General features: G+C 61.8%; 9 protein-coding genes. 4 read left to right on the plus strand and 5 right to left on the minus strand.

Annotated elements, in window-relative coordinates:
- Nucleotides 1–47: 47 nt before the first annotated feature.
- Both RHM69_RS07105 and ltrA read left to right on the plus strand, forming a co-directional pair.
- A complete protein-coding gene (locus RHM69_RS07105; RefSeq protein ID WP_014718185.1) occupies nucleotides 48–362 on the plus strand; it encodes an SCP2 sterol-binding domain-containing protein in 315 nt (104 codons plus the stop codon).
- Nucleotides 363–840: 478 nt separating this feature from the next.
- Nucleotides 841–2,262, plus strand: a complete 1,422-nt coding sequence (gene ltrA, locus RHM69_RS07110; RefSeq protein WP_011805433.1) for a group II intron reverse transcriptase/maturase — start codon at nucleotides 841–843, stop codon at nucleotides 2,260–2,262.
- Between the two features lie 211 nt (nucleotides 2,263–2,473).
- Here ltrA and RHM69_RS07115 read toward each other — a convergent pair whose 3' ends face one another.
- Nucleotides 2,474–5,110 carry an MGH1-like glycoside hydrolase domain-containing protein gene (locus RHM69_RS07115; RefSeq protein WP_200600848.1) on the minus strand — a complete coding sequence of 879 codons (2,637 nt, stop codon included), beginning with the start codon at nucleotides 5,108–5,110 and terminating at the stop codon, nucleotides 2,474–2,476.
- A 198-nt stretch (nucleotides 5,111–5,308) separates the two neighbouring features.
- Here RHM69_RS07115 and RHM69_RS07120 point away from each other — a divergent pair, with 198 nt between their 5' ends.
- Nucleotides 5,309–6,685 (plus strand): VOC family protein, encoded by a 1,377-nt coding sequence (locus tag RHM69_RS07120; RefSeq protein ID WP_014718183.1) that lies wholly within the window; start codon nucleotides 5,309–5,311, stop codon nucleotides 6,683–6,685.
- Nucleotides 6,686–7,143: 458 nt separating this feature from the next.
- On the plus strand, nucleotides 7,144–8,445 hold the full coding sequence (locus RHM69_RS07125) for an IS4 family transposase (protein ID WP_322255506.1): 1,302 nt from the start codon (nucleotides 7,144–7,146) through the stop codon (nucleotides 8,443–8,445).
- A 122-nt stretch (nucleotides 8,446–8,567) separates the two neighbouring features.
- Here RHM69_RS07125 and RHM69_RS07130 read toward each other — a convergent pair whose 3' ends face one another.
- From RHM69_RS07130 to RHM69_RS07145, 4 genes are all read right to left on the minus strand, one after another.
- The gene (locus tag RHM69_RS07130) at nucleotides 8,568–10,019 is read right to left on the minus strand and encodes an efflux transporter outer membrane subunit (RefSeq protein ID WP_200601195.1); all 1,452 of its coding nucleotides are present in this window, start codon (nucleotides 10,017–10,019) and stop codon (nucleotides 8,568–8,570) included.
- Nucleotides 10,016–13,192 carry an efflux RND transporter permease subunit gene (locus RHM69_RS07135; RefSeq protein ID WP_200601193.1) on the minus strand — a complete coding sequence of 1,059 codons (3,177 nt, stop codon included), beginning with the start codon at nucleotides 13,190–13,192 and terminating at the stop codon, nucleotides 10,016–10,018. Before RHM69_RS07135 ends, RHM69_RS07130 begins: the two co-directional genes overlap by 4 nt.
- The gene (locus RHM69_RS07140; protein WP_014718755.1) at nucleotides 13,189–14,355 is read right to left on the minus strand and encodes an efflux RND transporter periplasmic adaptor subunit; all 1,167 of its coding nucleotides are present in this window, start codon (nucleotides 14,353–14,355) and stop codon (nucleotides 13,189–13,191) included. Before RHM69_RS07140 ends, RHM69_RS07135 begins: the two co-directional genes overlap by 4 nt.
- A gap of 314 nt (nucleotides 14,356–14,669) precedes the next feature.
- Nucleotides 14,670–15,107 (minus strand): DUF3995 domain-containing protein, encoded by a 438-nt coding sequence (locus tag RHM69_RS07145; RefSeq protein ID WP_014718756.1) that lies wholly within the window; start codon nucleotides 15,105–15,107, stop codon nucleotides 14,670–14,672.
- Nucleotides 15,108–15,181 lie beyond the last annotated feature (74 nt).

The following is a 15,181-nucleotide window of genomic DNA, read 5'->3' on the forward strand; positions in this document are numbered from 1 at the left end:
AACCGTGACCCCAAGGTCACTGGACTCTACCCTTAAGGATCGAAACCATGACTGACGTAGCTAAAGCCGTAGAAGCAATGAAAGCCAAATTCAACCCAAGCGCTGCCGAAGGCTTGGACCTGGTGTTCGGTTTCCGTATCGACGACACCAAGAATTTCTCGCTGGTGGTCAAGGACAAGACCTGCGAACTCAAAGAAGGCGAAAACCCTGACGCTCAGGTCACCCTGGTGATGGACAGCGAGACCCTGGAAGGCATCGTCGACGGCTCCACCGACGGCATGCAGGCGTTCATGGGCGGCAAGCTGCGCACCGAAGGCGACATGATGCTGGCGATGAAGCTGAGCGAGCTGTTCCCTTCCTGATTCACGGGTAACCCTGAATCCTGATCCCGCCTCCCCGGCGGGATTTTTTTGGTGCGCCAGGCATGGCGCGTTGCGCGCAAGCGCAACCAGCTTGGCTGTGGTGGCCACGCTGGTGACTGGGAGGTGAAAGTCCTCTACACACCCGGCAAGGGGAAGTGTTAGCCAGAGGCAAGGGTGTCGCGGGTGACTGCGAATCTGAAGGAAGCCCGAGGCAAAATGCTGGCCTGACGAACAGGAAGCGGATAGAGGCGGCGCAGCGGGGTAAGAAGGCCAAAATCTTCAAAGCCCAATACTTGCACGGAACGCTGTGACGTAGATCCGACAGGCATAAGCAGGAAGGTCGCGCGAATTACCCTGGGAGATCTGCACGTTTGCCAGTGTGCTACCGAGCGTCGAGAGGCGATGGGATGAGCGTGCAGAAGTCAGCCGAAGCCGTAGTAAGTGGCGAATAACCGCGCCACCAAGGGCCGAACAGGTTATGCCGCCAGTAGGCGTCAGAGTCTCGTTGAATACCGAAATGCAGAAATTTCTCCAAGAGAAGACTGTGACTCCGAGTCCCGGACAGAATCCGAGGATGACGGCTGACAGCGCAAAGGTATCGACGGCATCTGTGACGTGGACGAACGCGGAGCCGGACACGCTGATGGCGCGGGTGCTTGCACCGGCCAACCTCAGACGTGCGTATCAGCGCGTGGTCAGCAACAAGGGCGCGCCGGGTGCCGATGGCATGACGGTCGACGACTTGGCGGACTACGTGAATCAGTATTGGCCGATCCTCCAGAGGAGGTTGCTGGCCGGCGAATACCACCCGCAAGGTGTACGCGCCGTCGACATCCCCAAACCCAAAGGCGGCACCCGACAACTGGGCATTCCCTGCGTCGTGGATCGCCTGATCCAACAGGCACTGCTGCAACAGCTCACGCCGATCTTCGACCCGCTGTTTTCGGATTACAGCTACGGCTTCCGTCCGGGCAGAAGCGCCCACCAAGCCATCGAGACAGCCCGCGCCCATGTGGCGGCAGGGCATCGCTGGTGCGTGGAACTCGATCTTGAGAAATTCTTTGACCGGGTCAACCACGATCTCCTGATGGCGTACGTGGCGCGCCAAATCGTAGATAAACGCGTGCTCAGACTGATCCGGCGGTACCTCCAAGCCGGTGAGATGTCGGGTGGGATCGCCAGCCGACGGCAGGAAGGGACGCCGCAAGGCGGCCCGCTCTCGCCGTTGCTGTCGAACATCCTGCTCAACGAACTCGACCGCGAGCTGGAACGGCGGGGTCATCGCTTCGTGCGTTATGCCGACGATGCGAACATCTATGTGCGCAGCCCTCGTGCTGGCGAACGAGTGATGGCCAGTGTTGAGCGCTTCCTGAATCAGCGCCTGAAACTAACGCTGAATCGGGATAAGAGCCGAGTAGCCGGGTCTTGGATGTGTGATTACTTGGGTTACGGGATGAGCTGGCATCAGCAACCGAGACTGAGAGTGGCGACGATGAGCCTGGGTCGCTTGCGCGACCGGCTCAGAGAGCTGCTACGTAAAGCGCGGGGCCACAAGGTGGCGACTGTCATCGAGCGGATAAACCCCGTGCTGCGCGGATGGGCGGGCTACTTCAAGCTGAGCCAGAGCAGACGGCCACTTGAGGAATTGGACGGCTGGGTGCGTCACAAGCTTCGCTGTATCGTCTGGCGTCAATGGAAGCGGCCCTCTACGAGGGCGCGCAACTTGATACGCTTGGGACTTAATGCGGCGCGGGCGTGGAAATCGGCAGTCAATGGCCGAGGCCCATGGTGGAACTCGGGAGCGCCCCATATGAATCAGGCGTTGCCGAAGAAGCTGTGGGACCGCCTCGGGCTGGTCTCGATACTGGATACGATAAACCGACTTAACCGTATAACCTGAACCGCCGTATACGGAACCGTACGTACGGTGGTGTGAGAGGACGGCGGATGTGAATCCGCCTCCTACTCGATCCTGCATTCTCGCGGAGAATGAAGACCCCTTGTGGGAGCTGGCTTGCCTGCGATGGCATCTACTCCATTTGCCGGACGCAACGCGGTGCCTGTATCGCAGGCAAGCCAGCTCCCACAGAAAAGCAAATCCGCAAGGTTGCTCAGTTTTTGGGTTGCAGCAGTAACGCCACCAACGCGCTCCACCCGGTCTGGTGTGAAGCCCCCAGCCCTCGCCCTGTCTCTCCATGAAAATACTCATGGAACAACACCAGGTCACGACTGGCCGGGTCCTCCTGCAACTGTGCATAGCCCGCCATCGACGGCCGCACCCCGTTTTCATCTCTTAGAAACAACCGCGTCAGCCGCTCGCTGAGGCTGTCAGCCACCTCCTCCAGAGACGCCAGATACCCACTGCCCGCCGGGTACTCCACGGAAAAGTTATCGGCGTAGTAGCGGTGAAACTCGCGCAACGATTCAATCAGCATGTAATTGACCGGCATCCACAGTGGCCCGCGCCAATTGGAGTTGCCGCCGTACAAGCGTGAGTCGGACTCACCGGGCTGGTAACTGGCGCACAAGGTGTCGCCATTCATCTTCAACGCCAGGGGCTGCTCGGCGAACGCCTTGGACAGGGCGCGCACGCCAAAGGCCGACAAGAACTCCTGATCATCCAGCATGCGCCGCAGCAAATCCTTGGTGCGCTCACCACGCAGCAACGCCAGCAACAGGCGGTTGCCCTGCCCCGGCTCGGTCCAGCGCGAAACCAGCTTGGCCAGGTCCGGCCGATGATGCATAAAGCCCAGCAGGCGCTCGCGCAAGCCTTCCAGGCCTTCATGCTCGCGCTGCTCCAGCACCAGCACCGCGAACAGCGGCATTAACCCGACGATGGAGCGCAGGCGCACCGGCTCGCTCTGGCCATCAGGGCGGTGCAGCACGTCATAGAAAAACTGGTCCTGCTCATCCCACAAGCCTTCGGCGCTGTCATCGACGCGGTTGATAGCGCCGGCGATGTAGAGGAAATGCTCGAAAAACTTCACAGCAATATCCACGTACACCCCATTACGCTTGGCCAACTCCAGGCCGATGCGCATCAGGTCCAGGGCATAGGCCGCCACCCAGGCGGTGCCGTCGGCCTGGTCCAACTGGTAACCCGTCGGCAACGGGGCCGAGCGGTCGAACAAGGCGATATTGTCCAGGCCCAGAAAACCGCCCTGGAACAGGTTGCGGCCCTCGGCGTCCTTGCGGTTGACCCACCAAGAAAAATTCAACAGCAGCTTGTGAAAGATCCGCTCCAGGAAATCCATATCGCCCACGCCGGTCAGCGCCTTGTCCTGCTGATATACGCGCCAGCTGGCCCAGGCATGCACGGGCGGGTTGGCGTCGTCAAAGCGCCATTCGTAGGCCGGCAATTGGCCGTTGGGGTGCATGAAGCGGTCCTTTACCAGCAACAACAACTGTTGCTTGGCGTAACCAGGGTCGATCAGCGCGATGGCCACCGCCTGGAAGCCTTGATCCCAGGAGGCGTACCACGGGTATTCCCAGGTGTCTGGCATCGACAGGATGTCGAAGTTGCACAGGTGCCGCCAATGAGTATTGCGGATGTGCAGGCGCTCGGGCGGTGGCGCGGGCTGGGCCGGGTCGCCGTCAAGCCACTGGTTCACGTCGAAATAGTACAGCTGCTTGGACCACAGCAGGCCGGCCAGGGCCTGGCGTTGCACAGTGCGCACATCCTCATCGGCAAGGCCCTGTTGCAACACCGAGTAGAAGTCATCGGCCTCCTGGCGGCGCTGTTCGAACAGTTTGCGCGCATTGACATCGGGCGCGCCCACCGGCGCAAAACGCAGGTAAAGGGTTTTGCTTTCCTGGCCTGCCAGCTCAAGGGTGAAATGCGCGGCCACCTTGGTACCGGCGTCCCGGCGAACGGCCGACTCAACCGCGCCCACCACGTAATCGTTAATGCCATCCTTGAATGGCCCCGGCGCCGGTTGCCCGTCCAGTTTGGGCCGATTGGTTTGGTTTTCGCAGAACAGCCACTGCAACCCGTCCTGGCCCCAGGCACTGAGGTGGCGATCATCGAGTTCATGATGACGCGCCAGAACCCGCTCGCCGTCCAGCCTCAAGCTGGGCTTGGGTGCATCGAAGGTCCAGCTCCAGTCATTGCGCGCCCAGAGCTGGGGCAGCACCTGCAGGCGTGTGGGTTGGTCCGAACGGTTATGCACGGTGACGCGCATGAAAATATCGTCGGGTTGATGCTTGGCGTATTCGACACTGACATCGCAGTAATGGTTATCTGCAAACACACCGGTATCAAGGATTTCATACTCGGCATCATCCAGCCCACGACGGGCGTTTTCGGCGATCAGGTCGGCGTAGGGAAACGCCGCATGGGGGTATTTGTAGAGCATGCGCATGTAGGCATGGCTCGGTACGCCATCGACGAAAAAGTACAGCTCCTTGACGTCTTCACCGTGGTTGCCTTCGGCGTTGTCGAGGCCGAACAGACGCTCCTTGAGGATTGCATCGCGCTCGTTCCACAGCGCCAGGCCCAGGCACCAGCGTTGGGCCTTGTCACTGAAACCGGCCAACCCGTCCTCGCCCCATCGATAGGCGCGGCTGCGAGCGTGTTCATGAGGGAAGTAGGCCCAGGCGTCACCGTCGGCGCTGTAGTCTTCGCGCACCGTGCCCCACTGGCGTTCACTCAGGTACGGCCCCCACTCGCGCCAACGTTCGGCGTGTTGCGTTGCCAGGCGCTGGCCTTCAATGGTGCCCAGCAGGTTGGTTGCGGGTTTGGCCGTCATCGGGTCCTCCTTCACCTACACAGTGAGGCGCAGTGTAGAGCGCAATGACGCCCGCATGCACATGAAGACTTGGACGCAAGGTCAACTCATTCATTTGCAGAATGAAGTCCAGAGGAATCTTCGTTTGCAAGCCGGCCGGCCGCTCAACAAAATCGGGCAAAGGCCACGATCATCGCTCCAGTCATCAGGAATTTTTCTATGCACGCCACCGCCCATGTCAGCCCCGACGAGATCCGCAAGGGCTTTTCCAAGGCCATGTCCGACATGTATCGAGATGAAGTGCCCTTGTACGGCGCGCTGCTTGAGCTGGTGGCCCAGACCAATGCCCGCGTGCTCGACAGCGAACCGGGCCTGGCGCATCAACTGCAACGTACCGGCGAAATCCAGCGCCTGGACATGGAACGCCACGGCGCCATCCGCCTGGGCACCGCTGCGGAACTGGCAACCATCAGCCGTTTATTCGCGGTGATGGGCATGCAACCGGTGGGCTACTACGACCTCACCCCCGCTGGCGTGCCTGTTCACTCCACCGCCTTTCGCGCCGTGCATGAACATGCGCTGCAAACCAGCCCGTTTCGCGTGTTCACCTCATTGCTGCGCCTGGAACTGATCGAAAACCCCGACCTGCGTGCCTTCGCCGAAAGCGCCCTGGCCAAACGCTCGATCTTTACCGCCGAGGCGTTGGCATTGATCGACCAGGCAGAGACCCAAGGCGGCTTGAATGCCAGCGATGCCGAGGCCTTTATCCGCCAGGCCCTGGAGACGTTCCGCTGGCACCACACTGCCACGGTCACCGGCGCCCAATATCAGCAACTGAGCGACCAGCACCGCCTGATCGCCGACGTCGTCGCGTTCAAAGGCCCGCACATCAACCACCTGACGCCACGCACCCTGGACATCGACCAGGTGCAGGCGGCGATGCCTGGCAAAGGCATCACCCCCAAAGCCGTGATCGAAGGCCCACCTCGGCGCCAGTGCCCGATCCTGCTACGCCAGACCAGCTTCAAGGCCTTGGACGAACCCATCGCCTTCACCGATGCCCACGGCAGCCACAGCGCGCGCTTCGGCGAAATCGAACAACGCGGTGTCGCGCTTACGCCTAAAGGCCGCGCCCTGTACGACCAACTGCTGAACGCCGCCCGCGACGAACTCGGCACATTCCCCAATGAAGCCAACGCCGAACGCTATGTGCAATTGATGGAACAGCACTTCCATGCCTTCCCCGATAACTACCCGCAAATGCGCGAGCAGGGCTTGGCGTATTTTCGCTACTTCGTCACCGACAAGGGCTTGGCGGCACGCGGCCAGGTAGACCAGCCACGCACGTTGCAGACGCTGGTCAACGCCGGTCATGTGGCGGTGGAACCGCTGGTGTACGAGGATTTTCTGCCGGTCAGTGCGGCGGGAATCTTCCAGTCAAACCTGGGGGATGGGGCGCAGAGTCACTACGCGGGCAACTCCAACCGGGCAGCCTTCGAGCAGGCGCTGGGGCGCAGCACGATTGATGAGCTGCAGTTGTATGAGCAGACGCAGCAGCGTTCCATGGATATATGTGTTGAAACGCTGTTGAAATGACTGGATGCAAGACCGAACGCCAAGCGTCACGGCCTTGACGGTAACCACGATGCGAAGCGAGTCGCTCTTGATCTGCTTGTGATCTTGATCTGCTTTTGATCTTGATGTTAGGCGCCCCGTCAAACCACGCTGGCCGGAATTCGACAGGGATTTGGGGGGTAAACCGGCAGGGATGCCGGTTTAGCCGCCCCGCGCCATGGATGGCGCGTGGCGGCGGCCCCCCAAATCACTGGCGGATTACGGGCACACCGAGCCCAGGCGAGGTGCCGAGTGGTGGGGCAAGAGCGTTTTGCTTACTTTTGTCTGGGCCGGCATTCCGGCTTTTCAAAAGTGAGCCGCTGTAAAAGCCAGCCCTTTCAAGGTCTTCTGTAAAATCCCCTGAAATTCATTCAGGGGGTACCTAAACGATGTGGGCGGAAGTTCTAGCGCGTTTCGAAAAAAAAGCACCTGCCAGTGTCATGGCCAAACTGGCGCTGCAGCAGGCTATTGCCCCCGAGTGGATTGATCAGGTTTTCGAAGAACACCGGCAACGGCAGTATTCTCGTGAGCTATTGTTCTCGACCATCATCAAGCTAATGTCCCTTGTTTCATTGGGCTTGAAGCCATCTCTGCACGCCGCCGCGCGACAACTGGAGGACCTTCCGGTCAGCCTGGCGGCTCTCTACGACAAGATCAGTCGTACCGAGCCTGCTCTGTTGCGCGCCCTGATTACGGGCTGTGCACAGCGCCTGGCTCCAACCATCCGGGAGCTGGGCTGCACGGCGATGCTGCCGGGTTGGCAGGTTCGGGTAGTGGACGGTAATCACCTGGCATCCACTGAAAAACGTCTGGGAGCTTTACGCAACGAGCGCGGCGCCGCTCGTCCCGGTTTTTCGGTTGTTGCATACGATCCCGATCTGGATCAGGTCGTCGACCTTCAGGCGTGTGAGGATGCCTACGCAAGCGAGCGCGTTTGTGTGCTGCCTTTATTGGCCAATGCCGAGCCAGGCCAAGTGTGGCTGGCTGACCGGCTTTATTGCACGCTCCCGGTTATGGAGGCTTGTGAGCAAGTCCAAACTTGCTTTGTCATTCGTCAGCAAGCCAAGCATCTACGCTTGATTCAAGAGGGTGAGTGGCAAGAGCCAGTACCTGTGGAAACTGGCACTGTGCGTGAGCAGATCATCCAGGTCAAAGGCGGTTACCAATGTCGGCGTGTCGAACTGACGCTTCATTCGCCAACGGACTCCGGCGACAGCAGCTTGATGTTCTGGAGCAACCTGCCTGAGAGCGTCAGTGCGCAACAGATCGCCGAACTGTATCGCCGCCGCTGGAGCATTGAAGGTATGTTCCAGCGACTGGAAGCGATCCTGGAAAGTGAGATCGAAACCCTTGGCAGCCCAAAGGCTGCCTTACTGGGGTTTGCAACGGCGGTATTGGCTTACAACGTCCTGGCTGTTCTCAAACGCAGTGTTGAACAAGCTCATCGGGATACCCAGCCTGAAGGATGGGAAGCCTCGATTTACCATTTAGCGGTTCAGGTCAGGAGTGGATATGAGGGAATGCAGATTGCGCTGCCCTCGGAACATTTTCCTGTCATTCCGTTGGAAAAACTGGCTCAGCACTTATTGGCGCTTGCCAGAAATATCCAACCTAAACAAGTTGCGAAAAGCCCCCGTGGCCCCAAGGTACCCAAGCCCAAAACATGGGTTAAAGGCACCGCGGTGAATGCGCATGTTTCAACGGACCGGATAATCAAGGCTGCCAAGACGAAAAGACCTTGAAAGGGCTGGCTGTAAAAGCGGAACCCTAAGTGGCCGTTACCGCAGGAATGGATATGTACTCGGTATAACTGTAACGACTGTCAGGCCGCTATCGCAGGCAAGCCAGCTCCCACAGGTCCACGTTAGCGCAACACCGTGGCCCCCTTGCACGCCTGCCCCGCCCTCTCACAGATCTCCCACCCACCACCCAGCGCCTTATAGATCCCCACCACCGCCAAGCGCTGTTCCGTGCGCGCCGCCGTCAATGCCCGGCGGCTGGTGAAGTCCGCGCGTTCGGCCTCAAGCACATCCAGGTACACACCCTCACCTTGCGCAAACCGCTCGCGCGCAAAGCTGGCTGCCTCACGGTTGGCGGCCGCCTCCAACAACCGCAAGCCCAGGGCGTTGCCGGCCGTACGGTTGGCCTGGAACGCATCATCGGTTTCCTGCAGGGCCCGCAACACGGTCTGGTCATAAGCGATCAATGCCGCCTGGGTGCGTGCCTCGCTGGCGGCAATCCGCGCTCGTACGCGCCCGGTGTCCAGCAGTGACCAGCGAATCACCGGCGCGATAAAGTTCGACTGCATGCCCGCATCGCCCAGGGCGCTGAGACTTCCGGCCAGTAAACCGATGGAACCCTGCACCTGGATGTCCGGATACAAGCCAGCGGTTTCCACGCCAATCTGCGCGGTCGCAGCCGCCAGCGTGCGTTCGGCCGCGGCAATATCGGCGCGACGCGCCAGCAGGCCGGCCGGGTCTCCCACCTGCAACGTGCGCAGGTTCAAGGTTTCACGCCCAGGCCGGGCCAGCGGTGGCTTGAACCCCTGGGGCGCTTGCCCCAGCAGCACCGCCAGCGCGTTGGTTGACTTGGCGCGACGTCGCTCCAGGTCAGGCGCTACCGCCTCGACATTGCGCAACAAGGCCTCGGCCCGCAGCCGGTCGAATTCGGTGGCGGCGCCGACGCTGACCATCTGCCCCACCAGGCCCAGGCTGTCGCGCTGGCTCTGGCTGATATCCGCGACCACCGCCTGTTCGGCTTCGATCCCTTGTAACTCGAACCAGGTTGCCGCGACCGTCGCCGCGACGCTCGCTTGCACGCTGCGCAGCAATGCCTGACGCGACCCCGCCTGGGCCTGGGCCGCCTCCACCGAGCGACGCACGCGGCCAAACAAGTCGATTTCCCAGGCTGCATCCACCGCCGCGCGGGTGGTTTCAATAGAGCGCTGCTCGCCGAAGGGAGTCTCGACCTCGCTACGCTGGCGGTGCTCGTAGCCCAGGGCAGCGCCGCCGCTGGGCAGGAAGCCTTGGCGGCTTTCGCGCAGCAACGCCTTGGCTTCGTCCAGGCGCGCGGCGGCGATGCCGATGTCGTGGTTGGCCGCCAGTGCCCGTTGGATCAATTGGCTCAGTGCTGGCTCGTCGAACACTTGCCACCACTGCACCTCTACCTCGCCCGGACCAAGCCCGGCGATGGGCGCGCCGAAGCTCGTCGCCCGCTGCGCAGCAGGCAGCACCGGCGCGGAGTAATCAGGCCCAACCGAGCCGCAACCGGCCAGCAGGGTCAACGACAACAGAAAAGCTGGATACGCCTGTTTCATGATGCGCTCTCCTTTAGCTGCACCTTCGGACTCGCCCCCTGGCGCTGCACGCGCAGCGCCAGGCTGCGCATCACCACATAGAACACGGGCGTCAGGAACAGACCGAACAGCGTCACGCCCAACATCCCGGCAAACACCGCAACCCCCATGGCATGGCGCATCTCGGCGCCTGCCCCACTGGCAAATACCAACGGGACTACGCCGGCGATAAACGCCAGGGACGTCATCAGGATCGGGCGCAGGCGCAATTGACAGGCGTGGATCACCGCTTCCAATGGGCTGGCGCCTTCGGCTTCGAGGCTGCGGGCAAACTCGACGATCAGGATGGCGTTCTTCGCCGCCAAGCCCACCAGCACCACCAACCCGATCTGCACGAACACGTTGTTGTCGCCCTCCACCAGCCACACGCCGAGGATTGCGCTGAGCAGGCACATGGGCACGATCAGCAACACCGCCAACGGCAGCAGCCAACTGTTGTACTGCGCGGCAAGGATCAGATACGCCAGCAACACACACAGCGGGAAAATAAACAGGGCCGATGACCCGGCGAGCTTTTGCTGGTAGGTCAAATCTGTCCATTCATAGGTCACGCCCTCGGGCAGTACCTCCTGGGCCAGGCGCTCCATGAGCGCAACCGCCTGCCCGGAGCTGACCCCAGGCATCGCGCCGCCAGAGATATCCGCCGAGGGATAGCCGTTGTAGTGAATCACCCGGTCAGGCCCGGAGCTCGGCGTGACCGTGACAAACGCTGATAACGGCAGCATGTCCCCGGCGGCATTGCGCACCTGCAGGCGGCCAATGGCTTCGGCCTGCATGCGGTGGTCCGCATCGGCCTGGGCCGTGACTTTGTAGGTGCGGCCAAACCGGTTGAAGTCGTTGACGTACAGCGACCCCAGATAGACCTGCAGCGACTCGAACACATCCGCCAGGCGCACGCCCTGGCTCTTGACCTGGGTGCGGTCGATGTCGACATTCAGTTGCGGCGCGTTGACGTCCAGGCTGGTCATCAGCCCGGCCACTTGGCCTGACTCAGTGGCTTTGGTCATCAGTACCTGGGTCTGCTGCACCAGCGCCTCCAGCCCGACGCCGCCACGGTCCTCGACCTGCAGCTTGAAGCCCCCGGTGACCCCGAGCCCCGGCACCGGTGGCGGCGGGAACACGCCGAGGAAGCCGTCGGGGATGCTCGCGAACTTGGCTTGCAGGCGCCCGGCGATGGCGACCGCTGTCATATCCGGCGAGGTGCGTTCTTTGAACGGATCAAGCATCACGAACATCACCGCCGCATTCGGGACGTTGACGAAGCCGTTGACCGACAGCCCCGGGAACGCCACGACGCTCTCGACCCCCGGCTCATCCAGGGCGATTTTCGACATTTGTCGCACCACCGCATCGGTACGCTCCAACGAGGCCGCGTTCGGCAGTTGGGCGATGCCGACCAGGTAGTATTTGTCTTGCATCGGCACGAAGCCGGCCGGTACCGCGTTGAAGCCGAACCAGGTCAACGCGAGCAAACCGCCGTAGGCCAACAGCGCCACGCCGCGACGGCCGACGACCTTGCGCACGGTATTGCCATAGGCTTGTGGCGCTCGCTGAAACGGCCGGCCCAGCACCTCAAGCAGCCGCATGGCGCGACCACGCAGGCTGCGCGGGTCATGCACCAAGGCCGCATGCCGTGGCCGCAGCAACAGGCCAGCCAGCGCCGGGCTGAGGGTCAACGAGTTGACCGCCGAGAGGATAGTGGAAATCGCGATGGTCAGCGCAAATTGCCGATAGAACTCGCCTTGCAGGCCACTGAGAAACGCGGTGGGAATGAACACGGCCGCCAGCACCGAGGTGATCGCAATGATAGGGCCGGTGACCTCGCCCATCGCCCGTCGCGCAGCCTGCATCGGCTCCTCGCCGTTCTCGATATGCCGCTCGACGTTCTCCACCACCACGATGGCATCGTCGACCACGATGCCAATCGACAGCACCAGGCCAAACAGCGACAAGGTATTGAGGGAGAAGCCCATGAGGTGCATGACCGCAAAGGTGCCAATGATCGACACCGGCACGGCCATCAAAGGAATCAGCGACGCACGCCAGTTGCGCAGGAACACCACCACCACGATCACCACCAGCAGGATCGCTTCCATCAGCGTGATGGCCACCGACTCCAGCGAAGCGCGCACAAACACGGTGGGGTCATAGGCAATCCGCGACACCAGCCCCTCGGGGAAGTTGGTTTGCAGACGCTGCATGGTCTCGCGCACCGACTGCGCCACATCGAGGGCATTGGCCCCTGGGCTCTGGATGATCTGCAAGGCCACCGCCGGCTCGCCGTCCAACAGGCTGCGCAGCGCGTAGGCATCGGCGCCCATCTCGATACGGGCCACATCACGCAGGCGCGTGACCTGGCCGTTATCGCCGGTGCGGATGATGATATCGCCGAACTGCTCTTCGTCCGTCAGGCGCCCGAGGGTATTGACCGTGACTTGGAACGCCGCAGTAGAGTCCGGCGCCTGGCCGACCGAGCCGGCGGCCACTTGCACGTTCTGCTCGCGCACGGCAGCAATCACATCACCGGCGGTCAAGCCACGGGCGGCGATCAGGTCCGGGTCGAGCCACAGGCGCATGCTGTATTCACCCGCGCCCCACACCAGCACATCGTTGATCCCCGGCAGGCGCGACAACTCATCGCGCACCTGCAGGTAGGCATAGTTGGAGATATAGAGCGGATCATAACGTTGGTCGGGGGACAGCAGGTGGACCACCATGAGGATGTCCGGCGAGGTCTTCTGCGTGACCACGCCCAGGCGCTGCACCTCTTCGGGCAAACGCGGCAAAGCTCGCGAAACACGGTTCTGCACCTGGATCTGCGCCATGTCCGCGTTGGTGCCCTGGGCGAAGGTCGCGGTCAGGATCATGCGGCCATCGGTGGCCGACTGCGAGGTCATGTAAAGCATGCCCTCGACCCCGGTGATCACCTGTTCCAGCGGCGCTGCCACCGTCTCGGCAATCACCTGCGGGTTGGCCCCCGGATACGACGCGGTCACTTGCACCGTGGGCGGCGTGACGGCCGGGTATTCGCTCAACGGCAAATGGAAGAAGGCCACGATGCCGCCGATCATCATCAACACCGAGAGGACAATGGCGAAGATCGGTCGGTCAATGAAAAAGCGTGGGAAGCTCATTGCACGCCCCCCACCGCCAGCGGCGCCTCAAGCGGCTTGCCCTCGATGCTGGCGGCCAGCGGTGTCACCTGCATGCCGGGGCGCACCAGCCCTTTGACGACAATGCGCTCGCCCGGTTGCAGCCCCTGTTCGATGACCCGCAGGCCGTCGACCACTGGGCCCAGTTCCACCGGGCGATATTCGGTTTTATCACCTTCACCGACTACCAGCACATAGCGACGGCCCTGGTCGGTGCCGATGGAATGGTCGGCAATCAACACCCGGGGTTGCGCCGCGCCGGTGTCCAGCTTGACCTTGGCGAACAGCCCCGGCGTCAAGCGCCCATCCGGGTTTTCCACCACCGCACGCACGCGCACCGTGCCGGTCTTGCGGTCAGCCGAGTTGGCCAGAAAATCCACGCGACCGGCCCGTGCATAGGTGGTGTCGTTGAGCATCGCCACCATGACCTTGGCGGCTTGTTCGCCCTTGGCCCCGGCGTGTTGCCGCGTCGCTGCCAACGAATGCAGGTAGGTGCGTTCATCCACATCGAAATACACATGCAAGGGGTCGATGGAAACAATCGTGGTCAGCGCTGTTTCCCCACGGGTGACATAGTTGCCTTCCGTCACCAGGGCGCGGTCGATACGCCCGCTGATAGGTGCGGTGACGCGGGTGTAACTCAGGTCCAGTTGGGCCGTATCCAGCGCAGCCCTGGCGGCCTCCACCTGCGCTCTGCCGGCGTTCAACGAAGCAACGGCGGTGTCGAGACGATCACGTGCCACCACCTTCTTGGCATATAACTGCTCGGCACGGCCATGCTCGGCCTGGGCCAGCAACGCATTGGCCTCGGCCTCGCGCAGACGTGCCTTGGCTGCGTTCACTGCCGCCTGGAACATACGCGGATCGATCACAAACAATGGACTGCCCTTGGCCACGAACTGCCCTTCAGGCACGCTGACACTTTGCAGATAGCCACTGACTCGCGGGCGCAATTGAACCTGGTCGATCGCGGTCAACGAACCGGTGTACTCCACAAACGGCGTCACCGCACGCGCCACCACCTGGGCTACCGGCACGCCAGGGGGCTTGGCGGCCGCGGCTGGCGGTGAATTGTCTGAGCATCCGCCCAGCGTCAACGCTACGGCCAACACCCCGGTGATCAGGCTGACTGGTTTGGTGTACATCGTTCACCCTCCTTGGAATTTTCAAGACAAACCGACACGTGGGTTTTTATCCGGCTTGCCATACTGGGAAGGTCAAGCGCTATAAAACCGGGGGTGTGTTTTGTCTGGGAAATACTTGGAGGTGAATCAAATGGCGGCCAGCGTGGCTTGGTGGCGCTCGGGGTTACCTGTCGAACGCGGCTGAAGGTGGGAGCTGGCTTGCCTGCGAAGGGATCGACCCGGTTTGGTTGATAGACCGAGGTGCCTGCATCGCAGGCAAGCCAGCTCCCACCTTTGGATTGCGCGGTGTCAGCCTGGTATCTGTGGGCTCAGGCTCAGGTCCAGGCGACTACCAGCAAGCCGGCGCCCAACACCAGGCACAACGGCGAATAGAAGTAGGTGTCCAGACGAGCGAACCGCGACCCGCCGACCTTCTTGAAGAACCCCACCAGCTCCGAATCCCCTATCGCTCGGGCAAACATCAGCACGGCAATCGCGCTGATGCCCCACTGCAACGCCCCATGGGACACCGGCGAGAAATACAGCCCGGCGCGCAGGCACACAAGCAAGGCAATCGCCACCAGCCCCATCGCCACCAGAAAAGTGCCCAGCGCCGACGGTTTGAACGCCGGCCTGGGCCCGCTGGCAAACTCTCCGGGCAGTTGCGGGATTGCGGCCAGGCTGCCGAGCTTGCCACCCGCAGCCCAATACAGATGCACCATGCTGATGAAGGTAAATACCCCGACGATCCACCGCGCAATCACAAAGCTCATGGTCGGCGCTCCACAAAAATGTGCGAATGAGGATAGCCGCCCTGAGTTTTTTTGCAGGCATTTCGTCGGTCGCT

Source organism: Pseudomonas sp. CCI1.1, from assembly GCF_034348165.1.
GTDB lineage: Bacteria > Pseudomonadota > Gammaproteobacteria > Pseudomonadales > Pseudomonadaceae > Aquipseudomonas > Aquipseudomonas paracarnis.

Bases quoted from the DNA above. Each gene is read 5' to 3' on its own strand.
- RHM69_RS07105 (WP_014718185.1), top strand. From the start codon at position 48: ATGACTGACGTAGCTAAAGCCGTAGAAGCAATGAAAGCCAAATTCAAC.
- ltrA (WP_011805433.1), top strand. From the start codon at position 841: ATGCCGCCAGTAGGCGTCAGAGTCTCGTTGAATACCGAAATGCAGAAA.
- RHM69_RS07115 (WP_200600848.1), bottom strand. From the start codon at position 5,110: ATGACGGCCAAACCCGCAACCAACCTGCTGGGCACCATTGAAGGCCAG.
- RHM69_RS07120 (WP_014718183.1), top strand. From the start codon at position 5,309: ATGCACGCCACCGCCCATGTCAGCCCCGACGAGATCCGCAAGGGCTTT.
- RHM69_RS07125 (WP_322255506.1), top strand. From the start codon at position 7,144: ATGGCCAAACTGGCGCTGCAGCAGGCTATTGCCCCCGAGTGGATTGAT.
- RHM69_RS07130 (WP_200601195.1), bottom strand. From the start codon at position 10,019: ATGAAACAGGCGTATCCAGCTTTTCTGTTGTCGTTGACCCTGCTGGCC.
- RHM69_RS07135 (WP_200601193.1), bottom strand. From the start codon at position 13,192: ATGAGCTTCCCACGCTTTTTCATTGACCGACCGATCTTCGCCATTGTC.
- RHM69_RS07140 (WP_014718755.1), bottom strand. From the start codon at position 14,355: ATGTACACCAAACCAGTCAGCCTGATCACCGGGGTGTTGGCCGTAGCG.
- RHM69_RS07145 (WP_014718756.1), bottom strand. From the start codon at position 15,107: ATGAGCTTTGTGATTGCGCGGTGGATCGTCGGGGTATTTACCTTCATC.